Source organism: Aeromonas sp. 82P, from assembly GCF_051919365.1.
In the GTDB taxonomy this organism is placed as follows: Bacteria; Pseudomonadota; Gammaproteobacteria; order Enterobacterales; family Aeromonadaceae; genus Aeromonas; species Aeromonas veronii.
The window spans coordinates 3,541,146-3,565,413 of the sequence record NZ_JBQBEV010000001.1 but is presented as its reverse complement, the minus strand read 5'-3'; the positions used below and the strand labels follow the sequence as shown (position 1 = coordinate 3,565,413).

Below are 24,268 nucleotides of genomic sequence, written 5' to 3'. Positions count from 1 at the left end.
AGGCCCAAGGAGTTAGAAAAACAACAATGGCAGTCAAGGTATTAGTTGTCGACGATTCGAGCTTCTTTCGCCGTCGGGTGAGCGAGATCATCAATCAGGATCCCATGCTGACGGTGATTGATACGGCCCAGAATGGACGTGAGGCGGTGGACAAGGCGATGTCGCTGCGCCCTGATGTGATCACCATGGACATCGAAATGCCCGTGATGGATGGCATCAGTGCGGTGCGGGAGATCATGGCCAAGTGCCCAATCCCCATTCTGATGTTCTCCTCCCTGACCCATGAAGGGGCCAAGGCTACGCTTGATGCGCTGGACGCCGGTGCCCTCGACTTCTTGCCCAAGAAGTTTGAGGACATTGCCAGAGACAAAGATGAAGCGGTCAGACTGTTGCAACAGCGGGTGAAGGAGATCTCCCGCAAGCGCTTCCTGATGACATCCGCTGCTCGCCCCAAAGCACCTGAACCGGTTGCTCGTGCTCCCCTGGGCAGCACTGCACCCAGAACTCCTGATCGTCAGCCTGACCTGCAACGCACTGTGCCAAGTGCTTCATTCAAGCGCAGTGGCAAGAGTTATCAGTTGGTGGCGATTGGTACTTCTACCGGCGGACCTGTTGCTTTGCAAAATGTGCTGACCAAGTTGCCGGGGGATTTTCCCCATCCAATCCTGCTTATCCAGCATATGCCAGCCACTTTTACCGCCGCGTTTGCTGCCCGTCTCAACGGGTTATGCCAGATTGGCGTCAAGGAAGCGGAAGATGGCGATGTGCTTAAACCCGGGCATGCCTACCTTGCTCCTGGTGGCAAACAGATGCTGCTAGAAGGTCGTGGTGCAGGGGCTCGCATTCGCATCGTGGATGGCAACGACAAGGTAAATTACAAGCCTTGTGTGGACATCACCTTTGCCTCTGCGGCCAAAACTTATGCCGACAAGGTGCTGGCGATTGTGCTGACCGGTATGGGGGCTGATGGCCGTGATGGCGCCAGACTGCTGAAAGAGCAGGGATCAACCATCTGGGCTCAGGATGAGGCTTCCTGCGTGGTATATGGTATGCCCCAAGCAGTAGCTAAAGCGGGGATTGCCAGCGAATCACTCCCTCTGGACAAGGTGGCCCAGCGTATTCTGGTTGAGTTGGGGCGCTAATCATGGGCTTGCTCGGTCTGCTCCTGGCATTGGGGGCTATTGCCATTGCCCAACTGTGGCATGGCGGCTCCCTGTTGACGTTGGTGGACGGCCCCGCTTTTTTGATCGTGCTGGGTGGTACCGTTGGTGCCGTCACGTTGCAGACTCCAGCCAAGTACATTCTGCTGGCGTTGCGCCAGCTGTTATGGATTTTTACCCCTCCCCACCAAGATCTCGCGGCGCAGGCCGAACGGTTGCAGTCATGGGCCGTCTTTGCGCGCCAGCAAGGGCTGCTGGCCCTTGAAAATCAGGCCGAGCAGGAGGAAGACAACTTTACTCGCCAAGGGCTTGGCATGATTGTCGATGGGGTCTCCACGGAGGATATTCGCATGTTGCTCGAAGCCGATATCGATATCGAGCAGGAGCGTAATGAACATGCCGCCAGGGTATTTGAAGCAATGGGGGGGTACAGTCCGACCATCGGGATCATCGGTGCCGTGCTGGGCCTGATCCAGGCCATGTTTCATCTCGAAGACCCATCAGCACTGGGAGCTGGGATCGCAGTGGCATTTGTGGCAACCATCTATGGAGTGGGGTTTGCCAACCTCATCTACCTGCCTATCGCCAACAGGCTACGCGCATTTCACTATCACTATGCACTCTTTCAGGAGATGACCCTGGAAGGGCTGCTGGCTATCGCCCATGGTGAAAACGGCTTGCAGGTTGAACGCCGGCTCAGGGCCTATTTGAAAGGAGAGTAGCCATGCGCAAGCGCTATCGGTTGCACTTGCAGGGTCGCGAGCATCTTGACCGCTGGCTGGTCTCCTATGCCGATTATATGACGCTGATCTTTGCCTTGTTCGTGGTGCTCTACTCTGTTGCACTGGTGAACAAGGACAAGTATCGCGCGGTGATTGATGGTATGAGCCAGGCGTTCAGTGTCATGCAGTCTGGCGGCAATGGCTTGCTTGAAGGGCAGGGTAATTCCCTGCTGGATAACCCGGTATCTGCCTCTCCATCATTGCTGGAAAGCCCAGCATCCCCCTCTCCTTCACTTGCTCCTATTTCTGGTGTGCCAGTGCTGCAAGATGGCGCGACACTTGCAAAACTCGATATGCAGTTGCAACAGAGCATGGGCTCGCTGGTAGATGCCGGTATCGTCAAACTGACGCAAGATGAGAACTGGCTGACGGTTGAACTCAGTTCCGGCTTGTTGTTTGGTAGCGGCAGTGCCTTTTTGGGACCAAACGCAGCACCGGTCATTAATACTCTTTCAAGTATTCTCAAACCGGTCGATAACTATGTAAGGGTTCGGGGTTATACCGATAACCAACAGATAAATAATGAAATTTATCGTTCTAACTGGGCGCTTTCTGCTGCTCGGGCCGAAGCGGTACTCAATGGTTTGATTGCCGATGGGATCGCCCCCCAGCGTCTGGCGTTCGAGGCATATGGCGAGTTTTCCCCCTTTGCTGACAACGGCAGCGAGCAGGGCAGACTGCAGAATCGCAAGGTTGTGGTTGCTATCTCCAAATTTGCCTGGGTGCCGCCGGCACCTGTGGTTGCAACGCCTACGGTAGTTGCCGAACCGGTTCCTGCTGTACAACAGGCGGTGGATGCAGGAGAGATAAAGGTGATCACCTTGCCCGGTGGTGGCATACGCATAACAACAAGGCAGGATTGATACAGTGATTGTTTGGACGGTTGCCAACCAGAAAGGTGGTGTGGGTAAAACCACCACAGTGGTCTCGCTTGCGGGGATCCTGGCCCAGCGTGGCCAGCGGGTGCTGTTGATTGATACCGATCCCCATGCTTCGCTGACTGCATATCTTGATTTTGATTCAGATCGCCTGGATGGAACCCTCTATGAGTTGTTTCAAGCTGTCAAACCGACAGCCGAGCTTGTCAATAAACTGACGCTCAAGACCAAGTTCGAAAATATCAACTTACTGCCAGCATCTATTACCTTGGCGACCCTTGATCGGGTGATGGGCAATCGTGAGGGGATGGGACTGGTACTGAAGCGGGCACTGCTGCGCATTCAGGATCAATATGATTACGTGCTGATCGATTGCCCGCCAGTGCTGGGAGTGATGATGGTCAACGCGCTGGCTGCCTGCGATCGCATTCTGGTGCCTGTCCAGACCGAATTTCTGGCCCTCAAGGGGTTGGAGCGGATGATGAAAACATTCGAGATCATGCAGCGTTCCAAGCGTGACAAGTTCCGTTATACCGTGATCCCGACTATGTTCGACAAGCGTACCCGAGCCTCTCTGATGACCTTGAAGTCGATCAAGGATCAATATGGGGATTCAGTATGGAATGCGGTGATCCCTATTGATACCAAGTTTCGGGATGCCAGCTTGCTGCATATCCCCCCGTCTATCTATTCTCCCGGGAGTCGTGGAACCTATGCATATGAAACGCTGCTCAATCATCTTGATGCCCTTGAGCGGCAACGGGTTCATGAGGTGACGGCATGAGAGATACCATTCAAGTTCGGGCGATGGATGACTATTTCCACTCCCTGCTGCTCGATGAGCCACTGGTGCCGGATGAGGTGGAAGAGGCTCAATCCGCCCCTGTTTTACAGTTGCAACGTCAGCCCCAAAGCGTCCCTGAGGTAGTCGCCGCACCTTACCTCGAAAGCGATCCACGGCTTGCCCAACTTGGTGAGCTATTGGCTCAGGTGGGACAAGTCCAGTTTGAGAATGACGCCTTCACCCAGGAGATAACACTCACCGCACCGCTGGAGATTGTGGCGGAGGAATCACTGCTGCCGGTGGAGCCTGAGTGGCCTGCGGAGGTGCAGCTCCCCGAGGTTGCGGAGCCCCATACTACTATCCTGACCGAAACGGCGCTGGAGGTTGCTCCGGTAGAGGCCAGTGAACCTGTTACCTGGGAAAATATCGATACCGGTAAGGAGTTTCAGGCCCTTTTCTTTGAAGTCGCGGGTGTGACGTTTGCGGTGCCGTTGACCGAGCTGGGGGGGATTCATCAGCTGGGCGAGATCACCTCCCTGTTTGGCCAGCCTAGCTGGTACAAGGGGATCATGACCTCTCGCGAGCAGAAGATGAATGTGGTCGATACTGCCCAGTGGGTCATGCCGGGTCAGCATCTCGAGATGGATGATTACAAGTATCTGATTATGCTTGGTGAATCGCCGTGGGGATTAGCCTGCCATCATCTCAAAGGGACTGAATTGTTACACCGTGACCAGGTGAAATGGCGCCATCAGGAGGGTAAGCGCCCCTGGTTGGCTGGCATGGTCAAAGAAAAAATGTGTGCCCTGTTACACGTCCGCGAATTGCTCCTGTTGCTGGAGCGTGGGGTTAACATAGAAGGTCGCTGATAACTTCTGCAATCGAGCTGTTTTATTGCTAGTTTTAGCAGTAGACGTTTTCATAAAAGGAATAAAAACATGACAGAAAAGCGCAATATTGCACAGAATCTGGCCGAAGATGAAGTGCTGCAATGGGTAACCTTCCAACTGGAAAACGAAACCTACGGCATCAATGTGATGCAGGTTCAGGAGGTGTTGCGCTACACCGAAATTGCACCGGTGCCGGGTGCGCCTGAGTACGTACTGGGGATCATCAACCTGCGTGGCAATGTGGTGACTGTCATCGATACCCGTTCCCGCTTCGGTCTGCCTTCCGGTGATGTGAGTGAAAACTCCCGGATTGTGATCATCGAGGCCGAGAAGCAGGTGATCGGCATCATGGTCGACAGCGTGGCAGAAGTGGTTTATCTGCGCTCTTCCGAGATCGATGCGGCACCTGCGGTCGGTACTGAAGAGAGCGCCAAGTTTATTCAGGGGGTGAGCAACCGCGATGGGCAACTGCTGATCCTGGTTGACTTGAACAAGCTGCTCTCCGATGAAGAGTGGGAAGATATCGGTTCCCTCTGATAAGTAAGGTGATGTTTTGATAATCGAGATGGTTGCCTTGGGGATGTCCCTGATTGCCTTGGCGTTTGCCTCTTATATCTGGTTCAAGAGCAAGCGCAGCAAGCAGGAGTCCGAGGCCAGTGTGGCCACGCTGCAAGGTCAGTTGGAAAGCTTGCGCAAGCAGATGATGGAACTCCATTCCGGTGCCATTGGCATGGGGCAGCGTCTGCAGTCGGTGGAAGGGGCGATGCAGCAGGTCAATGAGCGCCAGCAAGAGCTGACCATGCAGGATCCCGAACGCAGGCTCTACAGCCGAGCGGCAAAGATGGTCGAACTGGGCGCCGATCTTGATGAAGTCATGAGTGAGTGCGAGTTGCCAAAGGCAGAGGCTGAGCTCTTGATATCGTTGCGAAAAGGTCGCTCTTGATGATTCAGGAAGGCAATTGCCTTCCTGAATTTTATGGCGTGCAGCCGCTTTTCCCCCAGCAGCGTTGAGCGAGTAGTTTCTACCGTATTTTCTTTGTGATCCCGGTCGCCAGTCAGTTTAATTGTTGCATCTTTGAAAAGACGTATTCCAATACTGTGTTAAGATGCAGACCGCTTCATTTTCTCTGAAAAAATCCCCATGCTGCTTCAAGTTAACAATCTGAGCTGCGTGCGCGAAGATCGCACTCTGTTTGAACACCTCTCTTTCTCTGTTGCGCCCGGCGATCTGGTGCAAATTGAAGGGCCCAACGGGGTTGGCAAGACCAGCCTGTTGCGATTGTTGACCGGGCTGTCGCAGCCGTTTGCCGGTGAGGTGTGCTGGAATGGGGAAAATATTCGTCACTGTCGTGATGAGTATCATGCCAATCTGCTCTATCTCGGCCATCAGCCTGGTGTCAAAGCGGCGCTGACCCCTTTTGAAAACCTGAAGTTCTACCAGCAGTTACATCACCCGCAGCAAACCGAGATCGACTTGTGGCAGATATTGGCCCGGGTAGGGCTGGCCGGATTTGAAGAGAACCCGACCGGGCAACTCTCTGCCGGCCAGCAACGCCGGGTGGCTCTGGCCAGACTCTGGCTGTCACAGAAACCGGCACTCTGGATCCTCGATGAACCCTTTACCGCCATCGACAAGCAAGGGGTCAAGGTGCTCGAACAGCTCTTTCTGGCCCACGCCGAGCGGGGTGGCATGGTGATCCTCACCACTCATCAGGATCTGACCCTGATGCAGGGACGGCTGAAGACTATCTCGTTGACCCCCTTCGCATCGACATTGCAGGAGTAACGCCATGTTGCGCGCTGTTATGCACCTTATTCACCGTGAACTGCTGATGGCTCTGCGCCAGCGTTCCGATATTCTCAATCCGCTCTGGTTTTTCCTCATCGTCATCACCCTGTTTCCGTTAGGCATTGGCCCGGAGCCCAAACTGCTGTCACGTATTGCCCCGGGGATCATCTGGGTGGCGGCGCTATTGGCGGCCATGCTGTCGCTGGAGCGACTGTTTCGCGACGACTTTGCCGATGGCGCGCTGGAGCAGATGATGCTGATGCCGCACCCGCTGGGCTTGCTGGCGCTGGCGAAAGTGGTCGCTCACTGGCTGCTGACCGGCTTGCCGCTGCTGCTGATCTCTCCCTTGCTGGCGATTTTGCTGTCGCTGGATATGAACACTTATCTGGCTGTCGTCTCGACGCTGGCACTTGGCACTCCGGTATTGAGTCTGCTCGGCGCGGTCGGGGTCGCGTTGACGGTGGGACTGCGCAAAGGCGGGGTGCTGCTCAGTCTGCTGATCCTGCCGCTCTATATTCCGGTACTGATTTTTGCCACCTCAGCCATCGATGCCGCGGGGATGAGCTTGCCCTATGGCGGGCAGCTTGCCATTCTGGCCGCCATGCTGGTGGGGGCTTTGACACTGACGCCGCTGGCTGTGTCGGCGGCGTTGCGGGTCAGCCTCAACTGATGGCCGTGAGCTGAACCGAATTTGGCTCCGAACGGAGTCTTTTTACAAAAAATAATGTTGCGATGGATCAAGGAGAGTGCCGCTTATTGCTTTCGGGGTATTTGATGCTGCCCTGCGGTCGGTATGGTAGGCCTCGCCAAACGATTAATAACAAAAAGGTTTTGTGAGCTATGTGGAAATGGTTGCACCCTTATGCCAAACCGGAGCGTGCCTATCAGCTGGCAGGCACGCTGTTGCCCTGGTTTGTGGTGATTAGTCTGCTCTCGTTTGTGATCGGTACTGTCTGGGGCCTCGCGTTTGCGCCAGCGGATTACCAGCAGGGAGATTCGTTCCGGATCATCTATATCCACGTGCCTTCCGCCATTCTCTCCATGGGAGCCTACTCCACCATGGCGGTGGCCGCTTTTATCGGCCTAGTGTGGCAATTGCGGATGGCGGACATGACGGTTGCAGCCATTGCGCCGGTCGGCGCCGTATTTACCTTTATTGCCCTCTTTACCGGTGCCGCTTGGGGCAAGCCGATGTGGGGAACCTGGTGGGTCTGGGATGCGCGGCTCACCTCTGAACTGATCCTGCTGTTTCTCTACCTCGGTGTGATAGCCCTCTACAACGCCTTCAGCGACAAGGTGGTCGCTGGCCGTGCGGCCGGCATTCTGGCACTGGTTGGGGTGATCAACCTGCCCATTATTCACTACTCGGTGGAGTGGTGGAACACCCTGCATCAGGGGGCCACCATCACCAAATTTGACAAACCCTCCATTTCACCCGAGATGCTCTGGCCGCTGCTGATCATGATCCTGGCGTTTGCCACGTTTCTCGGGGCCCTGACCCTGATGCGTTTTCGCAATGAACTCCTGATGCGGGAGTGGCATCGCCCCTGGGTCAAAGAGATTGCAGAGCAGGAGAAGTAAGCATGTACTTTGCCTCTTTCAGTGATTTTATGGCGATGGGCGGTTACGCCTTCTATGTCTGGCTCTCTTTTGGCCTGACGTTGGTGTGTCTGGTCGGCATCATCATTTCTACCCGCATGAAAACCCGCAGCCTGCTCGGTGAGTTGCGCAGCAAGCAGGCGCGTGAGGCCCGTCGCAAGGCGGCCCAGCAGATGGAGAACACCCTATGAATCCGAGACGCAAAAAACGCCTCACCATCATTCTCGCCATCACCCTGGGTCTGGCGACCGTCAGCGGGCTGGTGCTCTACGCCCTCAGTCAGAATATCGACCTCTTCTATACCCCGAGCGAGCTGGTGGAGGGGAAGGGGCCGGACAAGATCAAGCCGGAAGAGGGGCAGCGCCTGCGCATCGGTGGGTTGGTCGTGCCGGGATCGGTACAGCGGGATCCCCAGAGCCTCAAGGTTGCCTTCAAGCTGGTGGATAACGGCGGTCATCTGGTGAAGGTCGAGTTTGACGGCATCCTGCCGGATCTCTTCCGTGAAGGGCAGGGGATTGTTGCCCAGGGCACCCTCAAGGATGCCACGACCGTAGAGGCGTTCGAGGTGCTGGCCAAGCACGATGAGAACTACATGCCGCCGGAAGTGGCCGATGCCACCAACGGTATGCACTTCAAGCCGGAGTATACCGAGGCGCAGTTGAAGGGAGCCAAGCAGTGATCCCTGTGGTGTTTGCCTTTTCCGCTTTGCCTGCCGTGCGTGGTGCGGCTGTTGTCACCGTTCAATTGAAAGGAATGCCTTCATGATCCCGGAATTAGGTCAGTTTGCGCTGATCCTGGCCTTTGCCACCGCCCTGCTGCTGGGCAGCTACCCGCTGCTTGGCGCCAGCTGGGGGCGTCTTGGCATGATGTCGGCGGCCCGTCCGCTCGCCTATGCCCAGTTCTTGCTGCTGCTGCTGTCGTTTCTCTGCCTGACCTGGGCCTTTATCGATAACGACTTCACCGTGCAGTATGTGGCCACTAACTCCAACAGCCTGCTGCCGCTCGCCTATCGCATTTCCGCCGTATGGGGCGCCCACGAAGGTTCCCTGCTGCTGTGGGTTCTGACCTTAGGGGGCTGGACTGCGGCGGTGGCCATGTTCAGCCGCCGTCTGCCGCTCGATGCTGTCGCGCGGGTACTCGGCGTGCTGGGGCTGATCTCGGTCGGCTTCACTGCTTTCGTGCTGTTCACCTCCGATCCCTTCACCCGCACCTTGCCCTATTTCCCGGTAGATGGTCGTGACCTCAATCCGCTGCTGCAGGATCCGGGTCTTATCTTCCATCCGCCGATGCTCTACATGGGTTATGTGGGCTTCTCGGTGGCGTTTGCCTTTGCGATTGCTTCGCTGATGACCGGTCGTCTCGATGCGACCTGGGCCCGCTGGTCGCGCCCCTGGACCATGGCGGCCTGGGTATTCCTGACCCTTGGCATCGTGCTCGGCTCCTGGTGGGCCTACTATGAGCTCGGTTGGGGCGGCTGGTGGTTCTGGGATCCTGTAGAAAACGCCTCGTTTATGCCTTGGCTCGCGGGTACCGCTCTGCTGCACTCGCTGGCGGTGAGCGAGAAGCGCGCCACTTTCAAGGCGTGGACCGTGCTGCTGGCCCTCTCTGCCTTCTCGCTGAGCCTGCTGGGTACCTTCCTGGTACGCTCCGGCGTGTTGGTGTCGGTGCATGCGTTTGCCTCCGATCCGACCCGCGGCCTGTTTATCTCGGCTTCCTGCTGGCGGTGATCGGTTCATCCTTGCTGCTGTTTGCCTTTAAAGGCTCGCAGGTGAAGAGCCACGGCAAACACGAGCTGTGGAGCCGCGAGACCCTGCTGCTTTGCAACAACATCATGCTGGTGGCGGGTCTGCTGACCGTGCTGCTCGGTACCTTGCTGCCGCTGGTGCACAAGGAGCTGGGGCTGGGGAGCATCTCTATCGGTACCCCCTTCTTCAACCACATCTACAGCTGGCTGATCATCCCGTTTGCCCTGCTGCTGGGGGTTGGCCCGCTGTTTCGCTGGCGTCGTCAGGAGCTGGGGGAACTCAAAAGCAAGGTGGTCGTGGCACTGGTGCTGAGTCTGGCCGCAGCCTTGCTGTTGCCTCTGCTCTTGGCCGAAACCTTCAAGCCGTGGGCGGCGGTAGGGATTGGTCTGGGCGCCTGGATCATCGTCACCAGCGTGCAGGAGACCTGGGCGCGGGCTACCCACAAGCACAGCTTTGCAGTCGGTGTGCGCAAGCTTGGCAATAGCCACTGGGCCATGATCCTCGGCCATGTGGGGCTGGCAGTCAGCATCATAGGTATCGCCTGCACCCAGAACTACAGCATCGAGAAGGATCTGCGGATGCAGGCGGGTGATCGGGTGCACTTTGCCGATTACGAGTTCGTCTTTGCCGGGATCAAGGAGAAGAACGGCCCCAACTACGATGGCTTCAAGGGCGTGCTGGAAGTGCACAAGAATGGCAAGCAGGTCGCCCTGCTCAAGCCCGAGAAGCGGATGTATAAGGTGAGCCGGATGCCGATGACCGAAGCGGCCATCGATGCCGGTATCACCCGCGATCTCTATGCTGCGCTGGGGGAACAGCTCGACAACGGTGCTTGGGCGGTGCGGATCTACTACAAGCCGTTCGTGCGCTGGATCTGGTTCGGCGGCGTCTTTATGGCTATTGGTGGCGTGCTGGCGATGCTGGACAAGCGTTACCGTTTCGGCCGTCGTGAGGAGGAGGCCAAGGTATGAACAAAAAGACCTGGTTGTTTTTAATCCCCTTTATTTTGTTTTTATTAATGCTTGGGTTTCTTCTTAAGGGACTTGGCTCCGATCCCACCAAGCTTGAGTCAGTGATGGTGGGCAAAGAGGTGCCGGTGTTCACTCTGCAGGACATTTACGATCTGAACAAACAGCACGATCGCAGTATCCTGACCGGTCGCCCCATGTTGCTCAACGTCTGGGCTACCTGGTGCCCGACCTGCTATGGCGAGCACACCTACCTCAAACAGCTTGCAGGGCAGGGTATTCCCATCATCGGCATGAACTACAAGGATGAGCGTGACAAGGCTATCAAATGGCTGGCGGAGCTGGGCAACCCCTATCAGGTCAACCTCTATGATCCGGACGGCATGCTGGGGCTGGATCTCGGGGTATATGGCGCGCCGGAAACCTTCTTTATCGACAGCAAGGGGATCATCCGGTATCGCCACGTGGGGGATATCAACCCCGAGAACTGGGCGTCGACCCTCAAACCCATCTTTGATGCCATGAAGTGAGGGGAGTCTTGATGAGAGTATTTATTGCTTCCCTGCTGCTGTTGCTGGGATGGGTGGTGCAAGCGCCGGCCATGGCCGCTATCGATGTCTACACCTTCGACAACGACAATCAGGAGCAGGTCTTTCGCGAACTGACCAAGGAGCTGCGTTGCCCCAAGTGTCAGAACCAGGATATCGCCGACTCCAATGCGGGGCTGGCCAAGGACTTGCGCGACAAGACCTACCAGATGGTGCGCGAGGGTAAGGATAAAGAGGAGATAGTGGATTACATGGTGGCCCGTTACGGCAACTTTATCCTCTATAACCCGCCCCTGATGGCCTCCACCCTGATCCTCTGGCTCGGCCCGCTGCTGGTGATCCTGATCGGTGGCGCCGTGGTCGTGATGCGCAGCCGCCGGCCCCCTGCGGTGAAAAAACAACTGGATAACGCCTTGAGCGAGGAGGAGCAGCGCCGACTGGCCGAGCTGCTCAAAGAGGAAGAGAAACAATGACCGCTTTTTGGATAGTGATTGCGGGCTTGCTGGTGCTGGTGAGTCTGGCGCTCGTCGTGCCGCTGTGGCGTGGTGAAGGCAAACAGAGCATCAGTCGCTCGGCGCTCAACAAACAGCTCTATCGCCAGCGGCTGCTGGAGATTGGCGAAGAGCGCGAGCAGGGTGTCCTGGCTGAGGAGTCCGACTCGCTGGTCGAGCTGCAACGAAGTCTCTTGGATGATATCCCTGATGTGGAGCAGACTGCCCGCAGTGGCAAGAGTCTGATCTGGATCCCGGGTGTGCTGGTGCTGTTGGTGGTGAGTCTGGGGCTCTACTACAAGTTGGGCTCCTGGCAAGAGGTGAGTCGCTGGCAAGATGCCAGCAGCCGTCTTGGCGAGCTGAGCAACCGCATTCTGGTGGAACGCGATGCCCAGGTGACCGAGCAGGATCTGCTGGATTTCACGCTGGCACTGCGTACCCGCCTCAAGGATGAACCGAACGACTACCGCGGCTGGCTGCTGCTGGGACGCTTAGCGCTGGATGGCAATGATCCCGAGATGGCCAGCGAGGCGCTGGAGCGGGCCTACACGCTTGCCCCCCAGAAATCGCTGGTGGCGGTGCCCTACGCGCAGGCGCTGATGATGACGGGGGATGAGGCGCAAGCGGATGCCCTGTTGCAAGCGGCTATCGCGCAGGATCCGGACAATATCGAGGCGCGTTCCGTCTATGCCTTTATGGCGCTGCAAAAAGAGGACTTCGAGACCGCGCTGTCTCGCTGGCAGGCGATGTTGCCACTGATGGAGAAAGGTACCCCCCGTTACGTGATGGTCGAGCGCTCCATGGAGTATGCCCGCGCGCAGCTCAAGCAGCGCGGCATCGAGGTGACGAATTCAGGCGCAGCCAAAGAGGGCGCAGTTGAGGGACAACCGCTGGCGGTGAAGGAGGGGGAATTCCCCATCCACGTCACGTTGGCGGCGGGCATTCAGATGCCGGAAGATGCCCATCTCTTCGTCTTTGCCGTGGTGCCCAACGGGCCGCCCATGCCTATCGCCGTGAAGCGTATCGCAGGGCCAACCTTGCCTGTAACCCTGTCACTCGGGGATGGCGATGCCATGATGGAAGGCAGCAAACTGGCGGCCTATCCGGAGCTGCAGTTCAAGGCACGTCTCTCGCGCGGTGGCAATGTGATGAACAAGGAAGGAGCCTTCGAAGGGATATCCGTGCCGGTCAAGACGGCCGAGATCCCTGCTGCTCCGATTGACATCCGCATAGATCACGCCCTCTAATATGCCTTTGGATAACCCGGCCCCTGGATAGGAGCCGGGTTATCTATACTTCTGATAAATCAAAATAAAACGTCAGGACAATCATATGTATCTTCGTTCAGGGGCCATACTGGCAGCCCTCTTGCTGGCTGGCTGTGCCGGTGGCCCACCCAAGCCTGGCCCAGAGAGTCTGGATCTCAATCCCGGCATGAATAATCCGGGTGCCACCAGTACGGCGGCCGATCCGCGCGATCCCTTCCAGGGGGCCAACCGGGCCATGTGGGCGGTCAACTATGATGTGCTGGAACCCTATGTGGCACGTCCTGTGGTACATGCCTATGCCCGCTACATTCCGGTTGGGGTGAAGGATGGCATTGCCAACTTTGTTGCCAACTTTGATGAGCCAAGCAGCATGGTGAACCATCTGATCACCGGCGATTTGAAGGGGGCGGGCACCAACCTGGGGCGCTTTACCCTCAACACCACGGTCGGTCTGCTGGGCATCTTCGATGTGGCCAAACATGCCGGTCTCGAGCGCAACAAACTGGAGATGGATACCGTGCTGGGCAGGGCCGATATCGGTAATGGTGCCTACATCATGGTGCCTGTTTACGGCCCGACCACCACCCGTGAGCTGGTTGGCGATGCGATTGACAGCTTCTACTTCCCCTATGCCCTGTTAACCTTCCCGATGAAGGTTGCACACTGGGCACTGGATGGCTTGGGCACACGTGCCAAGCTGATCGATCAGGAGCGGATCATCGACAACTCCCTCGATCCTTATGCGCTGACCAAGGACTTCTACCTGCAATATAACCAGGGCAAGGTGACGGGCAAGCAGACCGAGCTGAAAGCGTCTCAGCAAGAGCAGGTCGACGATGCCAATCTGGATGAATATATGGACGAGTTGGACCAGTAAACGGGCTATCTCGATATGTAAAAGGCGCCTGCGGGCGCCTTATTCATTTTCGCAGCCATATCGAGATAAAAAAACGCCCCGCAGAGCGGGGCGTTTTGGCAAGCGAGGCTGATTAGGCAGCCAGATTCTTGGCCACGAATTCCCAGTTAACCAGAGCCCAGAAGGTTTCCATGTACTTCGGACGCAGGTTGCGGAAGTCGATGTAGTAGGCGTGCTCCCACAGGTCAACGGTCAGCAGCGGGGTGGTACCGGCTTCAGTCAGCGGGCAGCCAGCGTTGGAGGTGTTGACGATAGCCAGAGAGCCGTCAGCTTTCTTCACCAGCCAAGTCCAGCTGGAACCGAAGTTGCCGATGGCTGATTTGGTGAAGGCATCTTTGAACTCGGCGAAGGAGCCGAATGCCTTGTTGATGGCATCAGCCAGGGCGCCAGTCGGCTCGCCACCGCCATTCGGGGAGAGGCAGTGCCAGTAGAAGGTGTGGTTCCAGATCTGGGCGGCGTTGTTGAAGATGCCGCCGTTGGAGGTCTTGATGATCTCTTCCAGAGACTTGCCTTCAAACTCGGTACCCGGCACCAGATTGTTCAGGTTGACCACGTAGGTGTTGTGGTGCTTGCCGTGGTGATATTCCAGAGTTTCCTGGGAGATGTGCGGTTCCAGAGCGTTGATTGCATAGGGCAGAGCGGGAAGTTCGAATGCCATTTTCTACTCTCCATTGGCTGGACCGTGCGAAGGCGACGGTTGCAAGACATTGCGTACTCTTTTCTATATGTGAAAAGAGTTGTTTTTAAAATGATGGGGCTGGGTAGCCCAAAGCCAAGGGATTGTAGCAGTATCAAAGATGGCCTAACAACTCTTGATTGGCGCCATGATCGCGATCAATCCTGTGTGGGTTCTTTGCACAATTCGAGCCGGGTCACCCCTTTGTCAGTTTGTGCTCGGGCAAGATTGCAGTAGAATGGCCGCCGAAATCGCTCTAGTGAGGCACCTATGGAAACTATTGAAAAGATTAAGCAGCAGCTGGCTGACAACCCCATCATCATCTACATGAAGGGCTCCCCCAAGCTACCCAGCTGTGGCTTCTCTGCCCAGGCCTCCCAGGCTCTGATGTCCTGCGGCGAGCCGTTTGCATACGTTGATATCCTGCAAAATCCGGATATCCGCGCCGAATTGCCAAAATTCGCCAACTGGCCGACCTTCCCCCAACTGTGGGTTGAAGGTGAGCTGATCGGTGGCTGTGACATCATGATCGAGATGTTCCAGGCTGGCGAGTTGCAGGCTCTGATCAAAGAGACTGCTGCCAAGTACAAGAAAGATGATGCTGCAGCCGAGTAATCGGTTCTGTGTTGTCAAAAGGGGGCCATATAGGCTCCCTTTTTTATTGTCCCGGTTCTGGCAGGCAAGCAACTGATTGCCGGTTGCAAAAAGCAACGCAATTGTCCTGAAAAATCTAATCTTTACGGCTTTGTTTTTGAGTTGTTAATTATATTGTTTGCCAATATCTGATTACTTTTTTTAATCCATTTGGATTCAAGTGTTGCTGCCATCACATTTTTTGATAATTTCACCGTAACGCAGTCTCTTTGTAGATTTTTTTGTGTTTATGCTCACATTAATTGCAAGTGATAGAACCTAGTATCGCTTCGCCCTGTGAAATAAAACCCTACAAATTAATAAATAAAAAGAGATTTGCGATGAAGATGTATAGCAATCTGCCCATTGGTCTTCATGATATTACTGAAGCCAAAAAAAGACTGACCAATCATATATACAAGACCGCGCAACTACCCTCTAACTACATCAGCGAACGTTGCCATGGCGAGGTTTACCTCAAGCTTGAAAACATGCAACGTACAGGCTCTTTTAAAATTCGTGGCGCCTTCAACAAGCTCAGTTCATTAAGTCTGGAAGACCGACAAAAAGGTGTTGTCGCCTGCTCGGCGGGCAATCATGCCCAAGGTGTATCACTCTCCAGTGCTATGCTGGGAATTGATGCCAAGGTGGTCATGCCTTGCTGTGCCCCCAAATCAAAAATTGCTGCAACCAGTGACTATTCAGCCAAAGTGATCCTCCATGGAAATAGCTTCAATGACACCATTGCCAAAGTCAGCGAAATCGTGGAGATGGAAGGCCGCGTATTTATCCCCCCCTTCGACGATGCAAAAGTGATTGCCGGCCAGGGCACCATTGGCCTGGAAATTATCGAAGATTTGTATGATGTCGATAACATCATAGTACCGATCGGTGGCGGTGGTTTGATTGCCGGTGTTGCCATGGCTATCAAATCTATTAATCCGACCATCAAGGTGATTGGTGTGCAATCCGAGAATGTGCACGGTATGGCGGCTTCTTTCTATGCCGGCACCATGACCAATCACAGAACCAGCAGCACGCTGGCCGATGGCTGTGATGTGGCAAGACCCGGTTCACTGACCTTCGAAATCGTCAAACAATTGGTGGATGATATTGTACTGGTCACCGAGGATGATATTCGTCATAGCATGGTTGACCTTATTCAGCGCAACAAGGTGATTACCGAAGGGGCGGGAGCTCTGGCCTCGGCAGCGCTGCTCAGTGGCAAGCTGAAACATTATGTCGAAGGTAAAAAGACCGTCAGCATTATTTCGGGGGGCAATATTGATCTGACCCGTATCGCCGAAATTATCGAACAGAACAATATTCGTCAATTTAGCCTGTAAGGAATGCAGTCATGATATTAGACAGTGTTGTCACCGGCAGTAAAGAGAATACGCGTGCATGGCGTAAATCGGATACCACATGGGGATTAGGTCTGTTCGGTACTGCTATCGGGGCGGGGGTCTTGTTCTTTCCAATCCGGGCCGGATATGGTGGCCTGATCCCAATATTAATCATGCTGGTGCTGGCTTACCCCATTGCATTTTATTGCCACAGGGCGTTGGCCAGATTATGTCTTTCTGGCAGTAATCCATCGGCAAATATTACCGAGACCGTTGAAGAACATTTTGGCAAGATGGGTGGAGTGGTAATTACCTTCCTCTATTTCTTTGCCATCTGCCCACTGCTGTGGATATATGGTGTGACGATCACCAATACCTTTATGGCATTTTGGGAGCATCAACTACAGTTGGTTCCGCTTAATCGAGGTGTGGTTGCACTGGCATTGTTGATGTTGATGGCATTCGTGATCTACTTCGGTAAAGATCTGATGGTCAAGGTGATGAGCTATCTGGTCTTTCCCTTTATTGCCAGTCTGATCGTTATCTCTCTCTCCCTCGTCCCGTACTGGAACAGTGCCGTCTTTGATCAGGTCAATCTGAGCGAGATATCGATGTTTGGTCACGATGGTATTCTGGTTACCGTCTGGCTGGGGATCTCCATCATGGTCTTCTCCTTCAACTTCTCGCCGATAGTTTCCTCTTTCATTGTCTCCAAACGGGAAGAGTATGAGCAGGAGTTCGGGCGTGATTTTACCGAGAAGCGCTGCTCGAAGATTATCTCCGGTGCCAGCATGCTGATGGTGGCCGTGGTGATGTTCTTTGCCTTCAGCTGCCTCTTTACCCTGTCACCGCAAAATATGGCGGAAGCCAAAGCCCAGAACATTCCGGTGCTCTCCTATCTGGCCAACCACTTCTCCTCAATGACGGGCAGCAAGTCTGCGTTTGCCACCACTTTGGAGTATGCGGCGTCCATCATTGCGCTGGTTGCCATCTTCAAATCCTTCTTTGGCCACTATCTGGGGACGCTGGAAGGGTTGAACGGCCTTATCCTCCGCTTTGGCTACCAAGGCGACAAGAGCAAGGTTTCCAGTAAAAAACTCAACATGGTCAGTATGTTGTTCATCATGGGTTCGACCTGGCTGGTCGCTTATGTGAACCCCAACATCCTCGACCTGATTGAGGCAATGGGGGCGCCAATCATCGCTTCCCTGCTCTGTCTGCTGCCGATGTATGCGGTGAGCAAGACACCGGCACTTGCAAAATATAAAGGTCAGGCCAGCAACCTGTTTGTCACCATCATCGGTGTGCTGACCATCCTGAATATAGTTTCCAAGCTGTTCTGAAAACCTTTTCTGAAAGTCATCAACCATTCAGGCCCCCTTGGCGGGGTCTGGATGGTGCAGTCAGACATGAGCAATAACCGGTTCTTCGTTGGCCCAATTGTGTGGGCCCCGGGCAAGGCTATCCATTATTTGGCCACCAAAAACATTTGCAAAAATGCTCTGACTGCAGTGACTCGACATCATAAATATCGAGGCGATGTAATGAAGTTTGATTCGTTGGTTCTGGTTATCAATTGCGGCTCTTCGTCGGTCAAATTCTCGGTACTGGATAGTCAATCCTGTGAGGTGGTGATCTACGGTATAGCGGACGGTATTGAGACAGCCCATCCCCAATTGCAAGTGGGTAAAGAGCCCGCAATGTCATTAGCTGAAAATAACCTCACCTGTGCATTGGCTGCCATCGCGGAGGAATTGAAAAAAAGGGATCTGCTGGATGCCATTGCACTGGTGGGTCATCGGATTGCGCATGGTGGTAGTGAATTTAGCGAAGCCGTGATCATTGATGAACATGTATTGGCCAAAATAAAGCAGGTGTCACCCTTGGCTCCCCTGCACAATCACGCCAATCTGAGCGGCGTGATGGCGGCTCGTCAGCTATTTCCGACACAACCCCAAATTGCGGTATTTGATACCGGTTTTCACCAGACCCTGAAACCGGAAGCCTATATCTATGGGCTGCCTTACCAATATTTGCAGGATTACGGCGTGCGCCGCTATGGCTTCCATGGCACCTCCCATCGCTATGTCGCCGAGCAGGCCTGCGTATTTATGGGGCTGGATGAGCTGCATGCCGGTCTGGTCATCGCCCATCTGGGCAATGGCGCCTCTATTTGCGCGGTGCAGGATGGCAAGAGTGTCGATACCTCGATGGGGATGACGCCGCTGGAGGGGCTGATTATGGGCAGCCGCAGCGGCGATATCGATTTTGGCGCGCTGGCCTATATCGCCAGCAAGACGGGGCAATCCATCGAGGATATCGAGCGGGTATTGAACAAGCAGTCCGGCCTGCTGGGTATTTCGGGGCTCTCCTCCGATATGCGGGTATTGGAAGCTGCCTATCACGAAGGACATCCCGGGGCAAAATTGGCCATTCACGCTTTTGTCCATCGTATTGCCCGCCATATCGGCGGCCATGCCACCTCATTGCGCCGGCTGGATGCCGTTATTTTCACCGGCGGGATCGGCGAGAACTCGGCCTTTATCAGAAAGCTGGTATGCGAACGACTTCAGGTATTTGGCGTAGCGATCAGCGAGCCGTTTAACCAGCGTCCCAATAGCGAGGGCTGCCGGGTGATTTCGGCGGCAGAGTCCATGGTGCTGGCGGCGGTTATTCCCACCAATGAAGAGAAAATGATCGCACTGGATGCCATTCGTCTGGGGCAGCTGGTTCGTCAGGCCGAGTGCGTCTGACATCTTCCACTGTAGTGTCATGAGTAGTGAATGAGGTTTATTTGATGAAAGTTGATATGCAATTGGATCAGGATAAATTTCGTCAGGCATGGCAAGGGTTTGCCGGTGAAAACTGGAAGCACGAGATCAACGTCCGTGATTTTATCCAGCAGAACTACACCCCCTATGAAGGTGACGAACAGTTTTTAGCAGATGCGACCGAAGCGACCACCACTTTGTGGAATAAGGTGATGGAGGGGATCCGTATCGAGAATGCCACCCACGCACCGGTCGATTTTGATACCAATATTGCCACGACCATTACTGCCCACGGGCCGGGTTATATCGAGCAGGGGCTGGAAAAAATCGTTGGCCTGCAAACCGACAAGCCCCTTAAAAGAGCACTGCATCCATTTGGCGGCGTAAATATGATCCGCAGCTCTTTTGAAGCATATGGCCGGGAGATGGATCCCGAATTTGAATATACCTTCAGCGAATTGCGCAAAACCCATAACCAGGGAGTGTTCGACGTCTACTCTCCCGAGATGTTGCGCTGCCGAAAGTCAGGGGTATTGACCGGTTTGCCGGATGGTTACGGCCGTGGTCGCATTATTGGAGATTATCGTCGGGTCGCGCTCTATGGCATAGATTATCTAATCCTTGAGCGGGAGCTGCAGTTTGCCGATCTGCAACCGGCGCTTGAGCGGGGAGAGCAGCTGGAGCAGGTGATCCGCCAGCGCGAGGAGCTGGCCGAGCACAAGCGGGCACTGGTGCAGATCAAGCAGATGGCAGCCAGTTATGGCTTTGACATCTCCGGGCCGGCACGCACGGCCCAGCAGGCAGTCCAGTGGCTCTACTTTGCCTATCTGGCAGCGGTGAAGTCGCAAAACGGTGGCGCCATGTCCCTCGGCCGTACCGCTACCTTCCTCGACATCTATATCGAGCGGGATCTTAAGGCGGGGCTTATCAGCGAACAGGATGCCCAGGAGCTGGTCGATCACTTCATCATGAAGATCCGCATGGTACGTTTCCTGCGTACCCCGGAGTTTGACTCCCTCTTCTCCGGCGATCCCATCTGGGCGACCGAGGTGATTGGTGGCATGGGGCTGGATGGTCGTACTCTGGTGACCAAGAACTCCTTCCGTTACCTCCACACCCTCAAGACCATGGGGCCAGCGCCCGAGCCCAACCTCACCATCCTCTGGGCGGAAGGATTGCCGCGGGCCTTCAAGACCTATGCCGCCCGTGTCTCCATCGATACCTCATCCCTGCAGTATGAGAACGATGACTTGATGCGCACCGACTTCGAGAGCGATGACTACGCCATCGCCTGCTGCGTGAGCCCCATGGTGATCGGCAAGCAGATGCAGTTCTTCGGTGCCCGCGCCAACCTGGCCAAGACCCTGCTCTACTGCATCAACGGCGGCGTGGACGAGAAGCTGAAGATCCAGGTCGGCCCGAAAGTGGCGCCCATCATGGACGAAGTGCTGGATTACGCCACTGTCATGGCCAGCCTCGACAGCTTTATGGATTGGCTGGCGGTGCAGTACATCAGCGCGCTCAACCTTATCCACTACATGCACGACAAGTACAGCTACGAGGCCTCGCTGATGGCGCTGCACGACCGCGACGTCTATCGCACCATGGCCTGCGGTATCGCCGGTCTATCGGTAGCGGTCGATTCGCTGGCAGCCATCAAGTACGCTCGGGTCAAGCCGGTGCGCGATGCCGACGGGTTGGCGGTCGATTTCGTTATTGAGGGGGAGTATCCCCAGTACGGCAACAACGACGAGCGGGCTGACTCCATCGCCTGCGATCTGGTCGAGCGCTTCATGAAGAAGATCCAGGCGCTGCCGACCTACCGCAATGCGGTGCCGACCCAGTCGATCCTGACCATCACCTCCAACGTGGTCTATGGCCAGAAGACCGGCAACACCCCGGATGGCCGCCGCGCCGGTGCGCCGTTTGCGCCGGGAGCCAACCCGATGCACGGTCGGGATCGCAAGGGGGCGGTCGCTTCGCTGGCCTCGGTGGCCAAGCTGCCGTTCAAATATGCCAAGGACGGGATCTCCTACACCTTCTCCATCGTGCCGGGGGCGCTCGGCAAGGAGCCGGCCAATCGCGAGAGCAATCTGGTGGGGCTGATGGATGGCTACTTCCATCATGAGCGGGATGTGGAAGGGGGTCAGCACCTCAACGTCAACGTGATGAATCGCGAGATGCTGCTGGATGCCATCGACAATCCGGACAAGTACCCCAGCCTGACCATCCGGGTCTCCGGTTATGCGGTGCGCTTCAACGCCTTGACCCGCGAGCAGCAGCAGGACGTCATCTCCAGAACCTTCACCAACATGATGTAACTCTCATGCCCGGAGTGAGCAGGTTTGTTCCGGGCCTACTTTTTGTTTGTCAGCACGAGGAAGTACCAGATGCGACAGGTTATCACTACCAAGGCGGCGCCGAGCGCCATCGGCCCCTATGTGCAGGCCACCCGGATTGGCAACATCCTATACACCTCCGGTCAGATCCCGCTGGACCCGGTGAGCGGCGACGTTGCGGAGGGGATCGAAGCGCAGACCCTGCGCTCCCTGCAAAACGTACAGGCGATTGTCGAGGCGGCAGGCGGCGAGGTGCGCAACATCTTCAAGACCACGGTGTTTGTCTCGGATCTGAACGACTTTGCTGCGGTGAATCAGGTCTACAACGACTTCTTCACCGAGCACGATGCCATGTATCCGGCGCGCTCTTGCGTGGAAGTGGCCCGCTTGCCGAAGGATGTGAAGATCGAGATAGAGGCGATTGCTGCGCTGTAACCCCATCGGGAGTGTGTCAGCAAGCCAAAACAGAGCGGCTGCCAATGGCAGCCGCTTTTGTCTATATGGTCATCGGGCAGATCAGGAGATCCGTTCGATACGAGCCATGTAGAAGCCGTCGAAGCCGGTTTCGGACGGGCTCACGGTGTGATCGTCACGCAGACGGAAGTTTTCGTTGGCGGCGAGGAACTTGTCTACCTGCTGGCGGTTCTCCTCGGGCAGGATGGAGCAGGTTGCATAGACCAGCAGGCCGCCGACTTTCACCATCTGGCTGTAACGCTGCAGGATCTCTTCTTGCAGCGCGACCAGCACCGGCAGACGCTCGGCGGTATCACGCCACTTGGCATCCGGATTGCGCTTGAGGACGCCAAGACCGGAACAGGGCACGTCAAGCAGTACGCGGTCGGCGCTCTCTTTGAGGCGCTTGACGGTCTTGCTGCTGGTGATGACCCGGGTCTCCACGTTGTGGGCACCGGCGCGACGGGCGCGTTGCTTGAGGTTCTCCAGCTTCCACTCTTCCACATCCATCGCCAGCAGGCGGCCTTTGCCCTGCATCATGGCGGCGATATGCAGGGTCTTGCCACCGGCACCGGCGCAGGCGTCGATAACGCGCATGCCTGGGGCAACTTCCAGCGCAGCAGCAACCAGCTGGGAGCCAGCGTCCTGCTGTTCGAAGCAACCATCGGCAAAGGCCTTGGTACGGAACAGGGCGGCGTCGGAGGTGACCTGCAGGGCAGTCTCCACCCCTTCAACCGGAATGGTGGTGACCTGCTCTTTGGCCAGCATGGCCTGCAGCTCATCACGGGTGCACTTGAGGGTGTTGACCCGAAGGTAACGCTTGGGCATCCAGGCCAGGGCGGCACGCTCGGCAGGCCAGGCTTCACCCAGCTGCTCGCTACCCAGTTTCTCCAACCAGCTCGGGCAACCATCCATCAATACCGGGTTCTTCTTCGCCTCGGTCAGACGGCGGCGGAATGCTTCTTCATTGAAGCGATCCAGGGTCGGGTGGTTGGGCTGGGCAATTTTGTGGAAGGCGTGCCAGCTGTGCAGCAGCGGCCAGACATTCTTTTCGGCCTGACGCACCTGAATGCCGGTGAGGAAACAATAGAGGCTGAGACGGCGCAGCAGGTCGCCGGTGACCAGGGCAATCCTTGCCTGTTCTTGCGGTTTGAGTTCGATGCCGGAGAAGTGACGGGCATAAGCGCGGTCGAGGGTAAGACCCTGACCGAGCACATCGTCAACAATGGCAACGACCAGATCCCCGAAACGGGGCAACAGTGGGGATTTGAGCATGAGATTAACCTTGGCCAGATAAAGATGAACCATCCGAGTAGCTGTGGATGATTCTAAAACAGATAAACCGGCGCAATGATAGGTGTAAGGGTCATGCGGTGCAAGGTAGATATATAAAGTGTGGTCGAGTGTGATTCCCTTTTTGACTGTGACTACGTCTGAAAATTGGCAAGAGCAACTGCCGAAGTGTTATCTGTTCTGCGGTGGAGTGCTCGGCTGCGTTATGGCTTGTCACCGCAAGAGGGGCGGAGCACAATGCCTGCGTCACTCTCTTGATGGTCGTGGAACCATTATTTATTTGAAGGAAAATCAAGATGATGGATGTTGCTGATCTGCGCCGTGAATACTCCCGTGGCGGGCTGCACCGGGCCGATCTGCCGGCCGAGCCCCTCGAGCTGTTCGAGAAGTGGTTGGCGCAGGCTTGTGAGGCCAAACTGACCGATCCCACCGCCATGGTGGTGGCGACCGTCGATGCCGATGGTCAGCCCTGGCAGCGCACCGTGCTGCTCAAGCACTACGACGCCCAGGGGATGGTCTTTTACACCAACATGGGCAGCCGCAAGGCGCAGCAGCTGGAAGGCAATCCCCGTATCAGCCTGCTCTTTCCCTGGCATACGCTCGACCGTCAGGTGCATGTGACCGGTCGGGTGGAGAAGATGAGCACTTTCGAGGTGATGAAGTATTTCCACAGCCGCCCCAAGGATAGCCAGATCGCTGCCTGGGTCTCCAAGCAGTCGACCCGCATATCGGCCCGCGGCGTGCTGGAGGCCAAGTTCCTCGAGCTCAAGCAGAAGTTTGCCAATGGCGAAGTGCCGCTGCCGAGCTTCTGGGGCGGATTCCGGGTGGTGATCGAGACGGTGGAGTTCTGGCAGGGGGGCGAGCACCGGCTGCACGACCGCTTCTACTACACCCGCGACGGGGATGGCTGGCATATCGAGCGTCTGGCACCCTGAGCGC

Annotated in this window: 25 protein-coding genes and 1 pseudogene; 24 read left to right on the top strand and 2 right to left on the bottom strand. The window is 55.9% G+C overall.

Going from position 1 to position 24,268, the window contains the following annotated elements; genetic code table 11:
• Positions 1-26: 26 nt before the first annotated feature.
• The 17 genes and pseudogenes from ACTG2S_RS16180 (at position 27) to ACTG2S_RS16100 (ending at position 13,779) form a co-directional block, all read left to right on the top strand.
• Positions 27-1,142 (top strand): protein-glutamate methylesterase/protein-glutamine glutaminase, encoded by a 1,116-nt coding sequence (locus ACTG2S_RS16180; protein WP_267511607.1) that lies wholly within the window; start codon positions 27-29, stop codon positions 1,140-1,142.
• Positions 1,143-1,144: 2 nt separating this feature from the next.
• Positions 1,145-1,882 (top strand): flagellar motor protein, encoded by a 738-nt coding sequence (locus tag ACTG2S_RS16175; protein WP_019444726.1) that lies wholly within the window; start codon positions 1,145-1,147, stop codon positions 1,880-1,882.
• A gap of 2 nt (positions 1,883-1,884) precedes the next feature.
• Positions 1,885-2,805 (top strand): flagellar motor protein MotB, encoded by a 921-nt coding sequence (locus ACTG2S_RS16170; protein WP_005334698.1) that lies wholly within the window; start codon positions 1,885-1,887, stop codon positions 2,803-2,805.
• 4 nt (positions 2,806-2,809) lie between these two features.
• On the top strand, positions 2,810-3,604 hold the full coding sequence (locus ACTG2S_RS16165) for a ParA family protein (protein WP_005334696.1): 795 nt from the start codon (positions 2,810-2,812) through the stop codon (positions 3,602-3,604).
• Positions 3,601-4,473 (top strand): chemotaxis protein CheW, encoded by an 873-nt coding sequence (locus ACTG2S_RS16160; RefSeq protein ID WP_274161147.1) that lies wholly within the window; start codon positions 3,601-3,603, stop codon positions 4,471-4,473. The genes ACTG2S_RS16165 and ACTG2S_RS16160 overlap by 4 nt, the downstream gene beginning before the upstream one ends.
• Before the next feature lie 69 nt (positions 4,474-4,542).
• Positions 4,543-5,031 carry a chemotaxis protein CheW gene (locus ACTG2S_RS16155; protein ID WP_005298836.1) on the top strand — a complete coding sequence of 163 codons (489 nt, stop codon included), beginning with the start codon at positions 4,543-4,545 and terminating at the stop codon, positions 5,029-5,031.
• 28 nt (positions 5,032-5,059) lie between these two features.
• A complete protein-coding gene (locus ACTG2S_RS16150; RefSeq protein ID WP_162850469.1) occupies positions 5,060-5,437 on the top strand; it encodes a DUF2802 domain-containing protein in 378 nt (125 codons plus the stop codon).
• A gap of 198 nt (positions 5,438-5,635) precedes the next feature.
• Complete coding sequence (ccmA, locus tag ACTG2S_RS16145) at positions 5,636-6,280, top strand: cytochrome c biogenesis heme-transporting ATPase CcmA (protein ID WP_005362034.1); 645 nt, start codon at positions 5,636-5,638, stop codon at positions 6,278-6,280.
• A 4-nt stretch (positions 6,281-6,284) separates the two neighbouring features.
• Positions 6,285-6,953: a heme exporter protein CcmB gene (gene ccmB / locus ACTG2S_RS16140; protein WP_150389464.1), complete on the top strand. Its 669-nt coding sequence runs from the start codon at positions 6,285-6,287 to the stop codon at positions 6,951-6,953.
• A 170-nt stretch (positions 6,954-7,123) separates the two neighbouring features.
• Positions 7,124-7,864 (top strand): heme ABC transporter permease, encoded by a 741-nt coding sequence (locus tag ACTG2S_RS16135; protein WP_429144667.1) that lies wholly within the window; start codon positions 7,124-7,126, stop codon positions 7,862-7,864.
• A 2-nt stretch (positions 7,865-7,866) separates the two neighbouring features.
• Complete coding sequence (ccmD, locus tag ACTG2S_RS16130) at positions 7,867-8,073, top strand: heme exporter protein CcmD (RefSeq protein WP_120415658.1); 207 nt, start codon at positions 7,867-7,869, stop codon at positions 8,071-8,073.
• The gene (ccmE, locus tag ACTG2S_RS16125) at positions 8,070-8,561 is read left to right on the top strand and encodes a cytochrome c maturation protein CcmE (protein ID WP_005334685.1); all 492 of its coding nucleotides are present in this window, start codon (positions 8,070-8,072) and stop codon (positions 8,559-8,561) included. Before ccmD ends, ccmE begins: the two co-directional genes overlap by 4 nt.
• Before the next feature lie 82 nt (positions 8,562-8,643).
• A pseudogene (locus tag ACTG2S_RS16120) lies at positions 8,644-10,598 on the top strand (heme lyase CcmF/NrfE family subunit).
• Positions 10,595-11,125: a DsbE family thiol:disulfide interchange protein gene (locus tag ACTG2S_RS16115; protein WP_005362026.1), complete on the top strand. Its 531-nt coding sequence runs from the start codon at positions 10,595-10,597 to the stop codon at positions 11,123-11,125. The pseudogene ACTG2S_RS16120 and the gene ACTG2S_RS16115 overlap by 4 nt, the downstream one beginning before the upstream one ends.
• Positions 11,126-11,136: 11 nt before the next feature.
• Positions 11,137-11,616 carry a cytochrome c-type biogenesis protein gene (locus tag ACTG2S_RS16110; RefSeq protein ID WP_017788562.1) on the top strand — a complete coding sequence of 160 codons (480 nt, stop codon included), beginning with the start codon at positions 11,137-11,139 and terminating at the stop codon, positions 11,614-11,616.
• Positions 11,613-12,881 (top strand): c-type cytochrome biogenesis protein CcmI, encoded by a 1,269-nt coding sequence (ccmI, locus tag ACTG2S_RS16105; protein ID WP_274161151.1) that lies wholly within the window; start codon positions 11,613-11,615, stop codon positions 12,879-12,881. Before ACTG2S_RS16110 ends, ccmI begins: the two co-directional genes overlap by 4 nt.
• Before the next feature lie 85 nt (positions 12,882-12,966).
• Complete coding sequence (locus tag ACTG2S_RS16100) at positions 12,967-13,779, top strand: MlaA family lipoprotein (protein WP_274161152.1); 813 nt, start codon at positions 12,967-12,969, stop codon at positions 13,777-13,779.
• Positions 13,780-13,891: 112 nt separating this feature from the next.
• Here ACTG2S_RS16100 and sodB read toward each other — a convergent pair whose 3' ends face one another.
• Positions 13,892-14,476 carry a superoxide dismutase [Fe] gene (gene sodB, locus ACTG2S_RS16095; protein WP_005334664.1) on the bottom strand — a complete coding sequence of 195 codons (585 nt, stop codon included), beginning with the start codon at positions 14,474-14,476 and terminating at the stop codon, positions 13,892-13,894.
• A 288-nt stretch (positions 14,477-14,764) separates the two neighbouring features.
• Between sodB and ACTG2S_RS16090 the strand changes: the two genes are divergently transcribed.
• The 6 genes from ACTG2S_RS16090 to ACTG2S_RS16065 all read left to right on the top strand — a co-directional run bounded on the left by ACTG2S_RS16090 (position 14,765) and on the right by ACTG2S_RS16065 (position 22,018).
• Positions 14,765-15,109, top strand: coding sequence for a Grx4 family monothiol glutaredoxin (locus tag ACTG2S_RS16090; protein ID WP_005353650.1), 345 nt, complete (start codon positions 14,765-14,767; stop codon positions 15,107-15,109).
• A gap of 359 nt (positions 15,110-15,468) precedes the next feature.
• A complete protein-coding gene (gene tdcB, locus ACTG2S_RS16085; RefSeq protein WP_005334660.1) occupies positions 15,469-16,473 on the top strand; it encodes a bifunctional threonine ammonia-lyase/L-serine ammonia-lyase TdcB in 1,005 nt (334 codons plus the stop codon).
• Positions 16,474-16,484: 11 nt separating this feature from the next.
• Positions 16,485-17,816: a threonine/serine transporter TdcC gene (gene tdcC, locus ACTG2S_RS16080; RefSeq protein ID WP_019444738.1), complete on the top strand. Its 1,332-nt coding sequence runs from the start codon at positions 16,485-16,487 to the stop codon at positions 17,814-17,816.
• Between the two features lie 66 nt (positions 17,817-17,882).
• Positions 17,883-19,226 (top strand): propionate kinase, encoded by a 1,344-nt coding sequence (gene tdcD / locus ACTG2S_RS16075; protein ID WP_439982920.1) that lies wholly within the window; start codon positions 17,883-17,885, stop codon positions 19,224-19,226.
• A gap of 44 nt (positions 19,227-19,270) precedes the next feature.
• Complete coding sequence (gene pflB, locus ACTG2S_RS16070) at positions 19,271-21,565, top strand: formate C-acetyltransferase (protein ID WP_274161154.1); 2,295 nt, start codon at positions 19,271-19,273, stop codon at positions 21,563-21,565.
• A 69-nt stretch (positions 21,566-21,634) separates the two neighbouring features.
• Positions 21,635-22,018: a RidA family protein gene (locus tag ACTG2S_RS16065; RefSeq protein WP_005334653.1), complete on the top strand. Its 384-nt coding sequence runs from the start codon at positions 21,635-21,637 to the stop codon at positions 22,016-22,018.
• 81 nt (positions 22,019-22,099) lie between these two features.
• Here the strand turns inward: ACTG2S_RS16065 and ACTG2S_RS16060 are convergent, their stop codons facing one another.
• A complete protein-coding gene (locus ACTG2S_RS16060; protein WP_157161172.1) occupies positions 22,100-23,311 on the bottom strand; it encodes an RsmB/NOP family class I SAM-dependent RNA methyltransferase in 1,212 nt (403 codons plus the stop codon).
• A gap of 314 nt (positions 23,312-23,625) precedes the next feature.
• Here ACTG2S_RS16060 and pdxH point away from each other — a divergent pair, with 314 nt between their 5' ends.
• Positions 23,626-24,264, top strand: a complete 639-nt coding sequence (gene pdxH / locus ACTG2S_RS16055; protein WP_042082460.1) for a pyridoxamine 5'-phosphate oxidase — start codon at positions 23,626-23,628, stop codon at positions 24,262-24,264.
• Positions 24,265-24,268 lie beyond the last annotated feature (4 nt).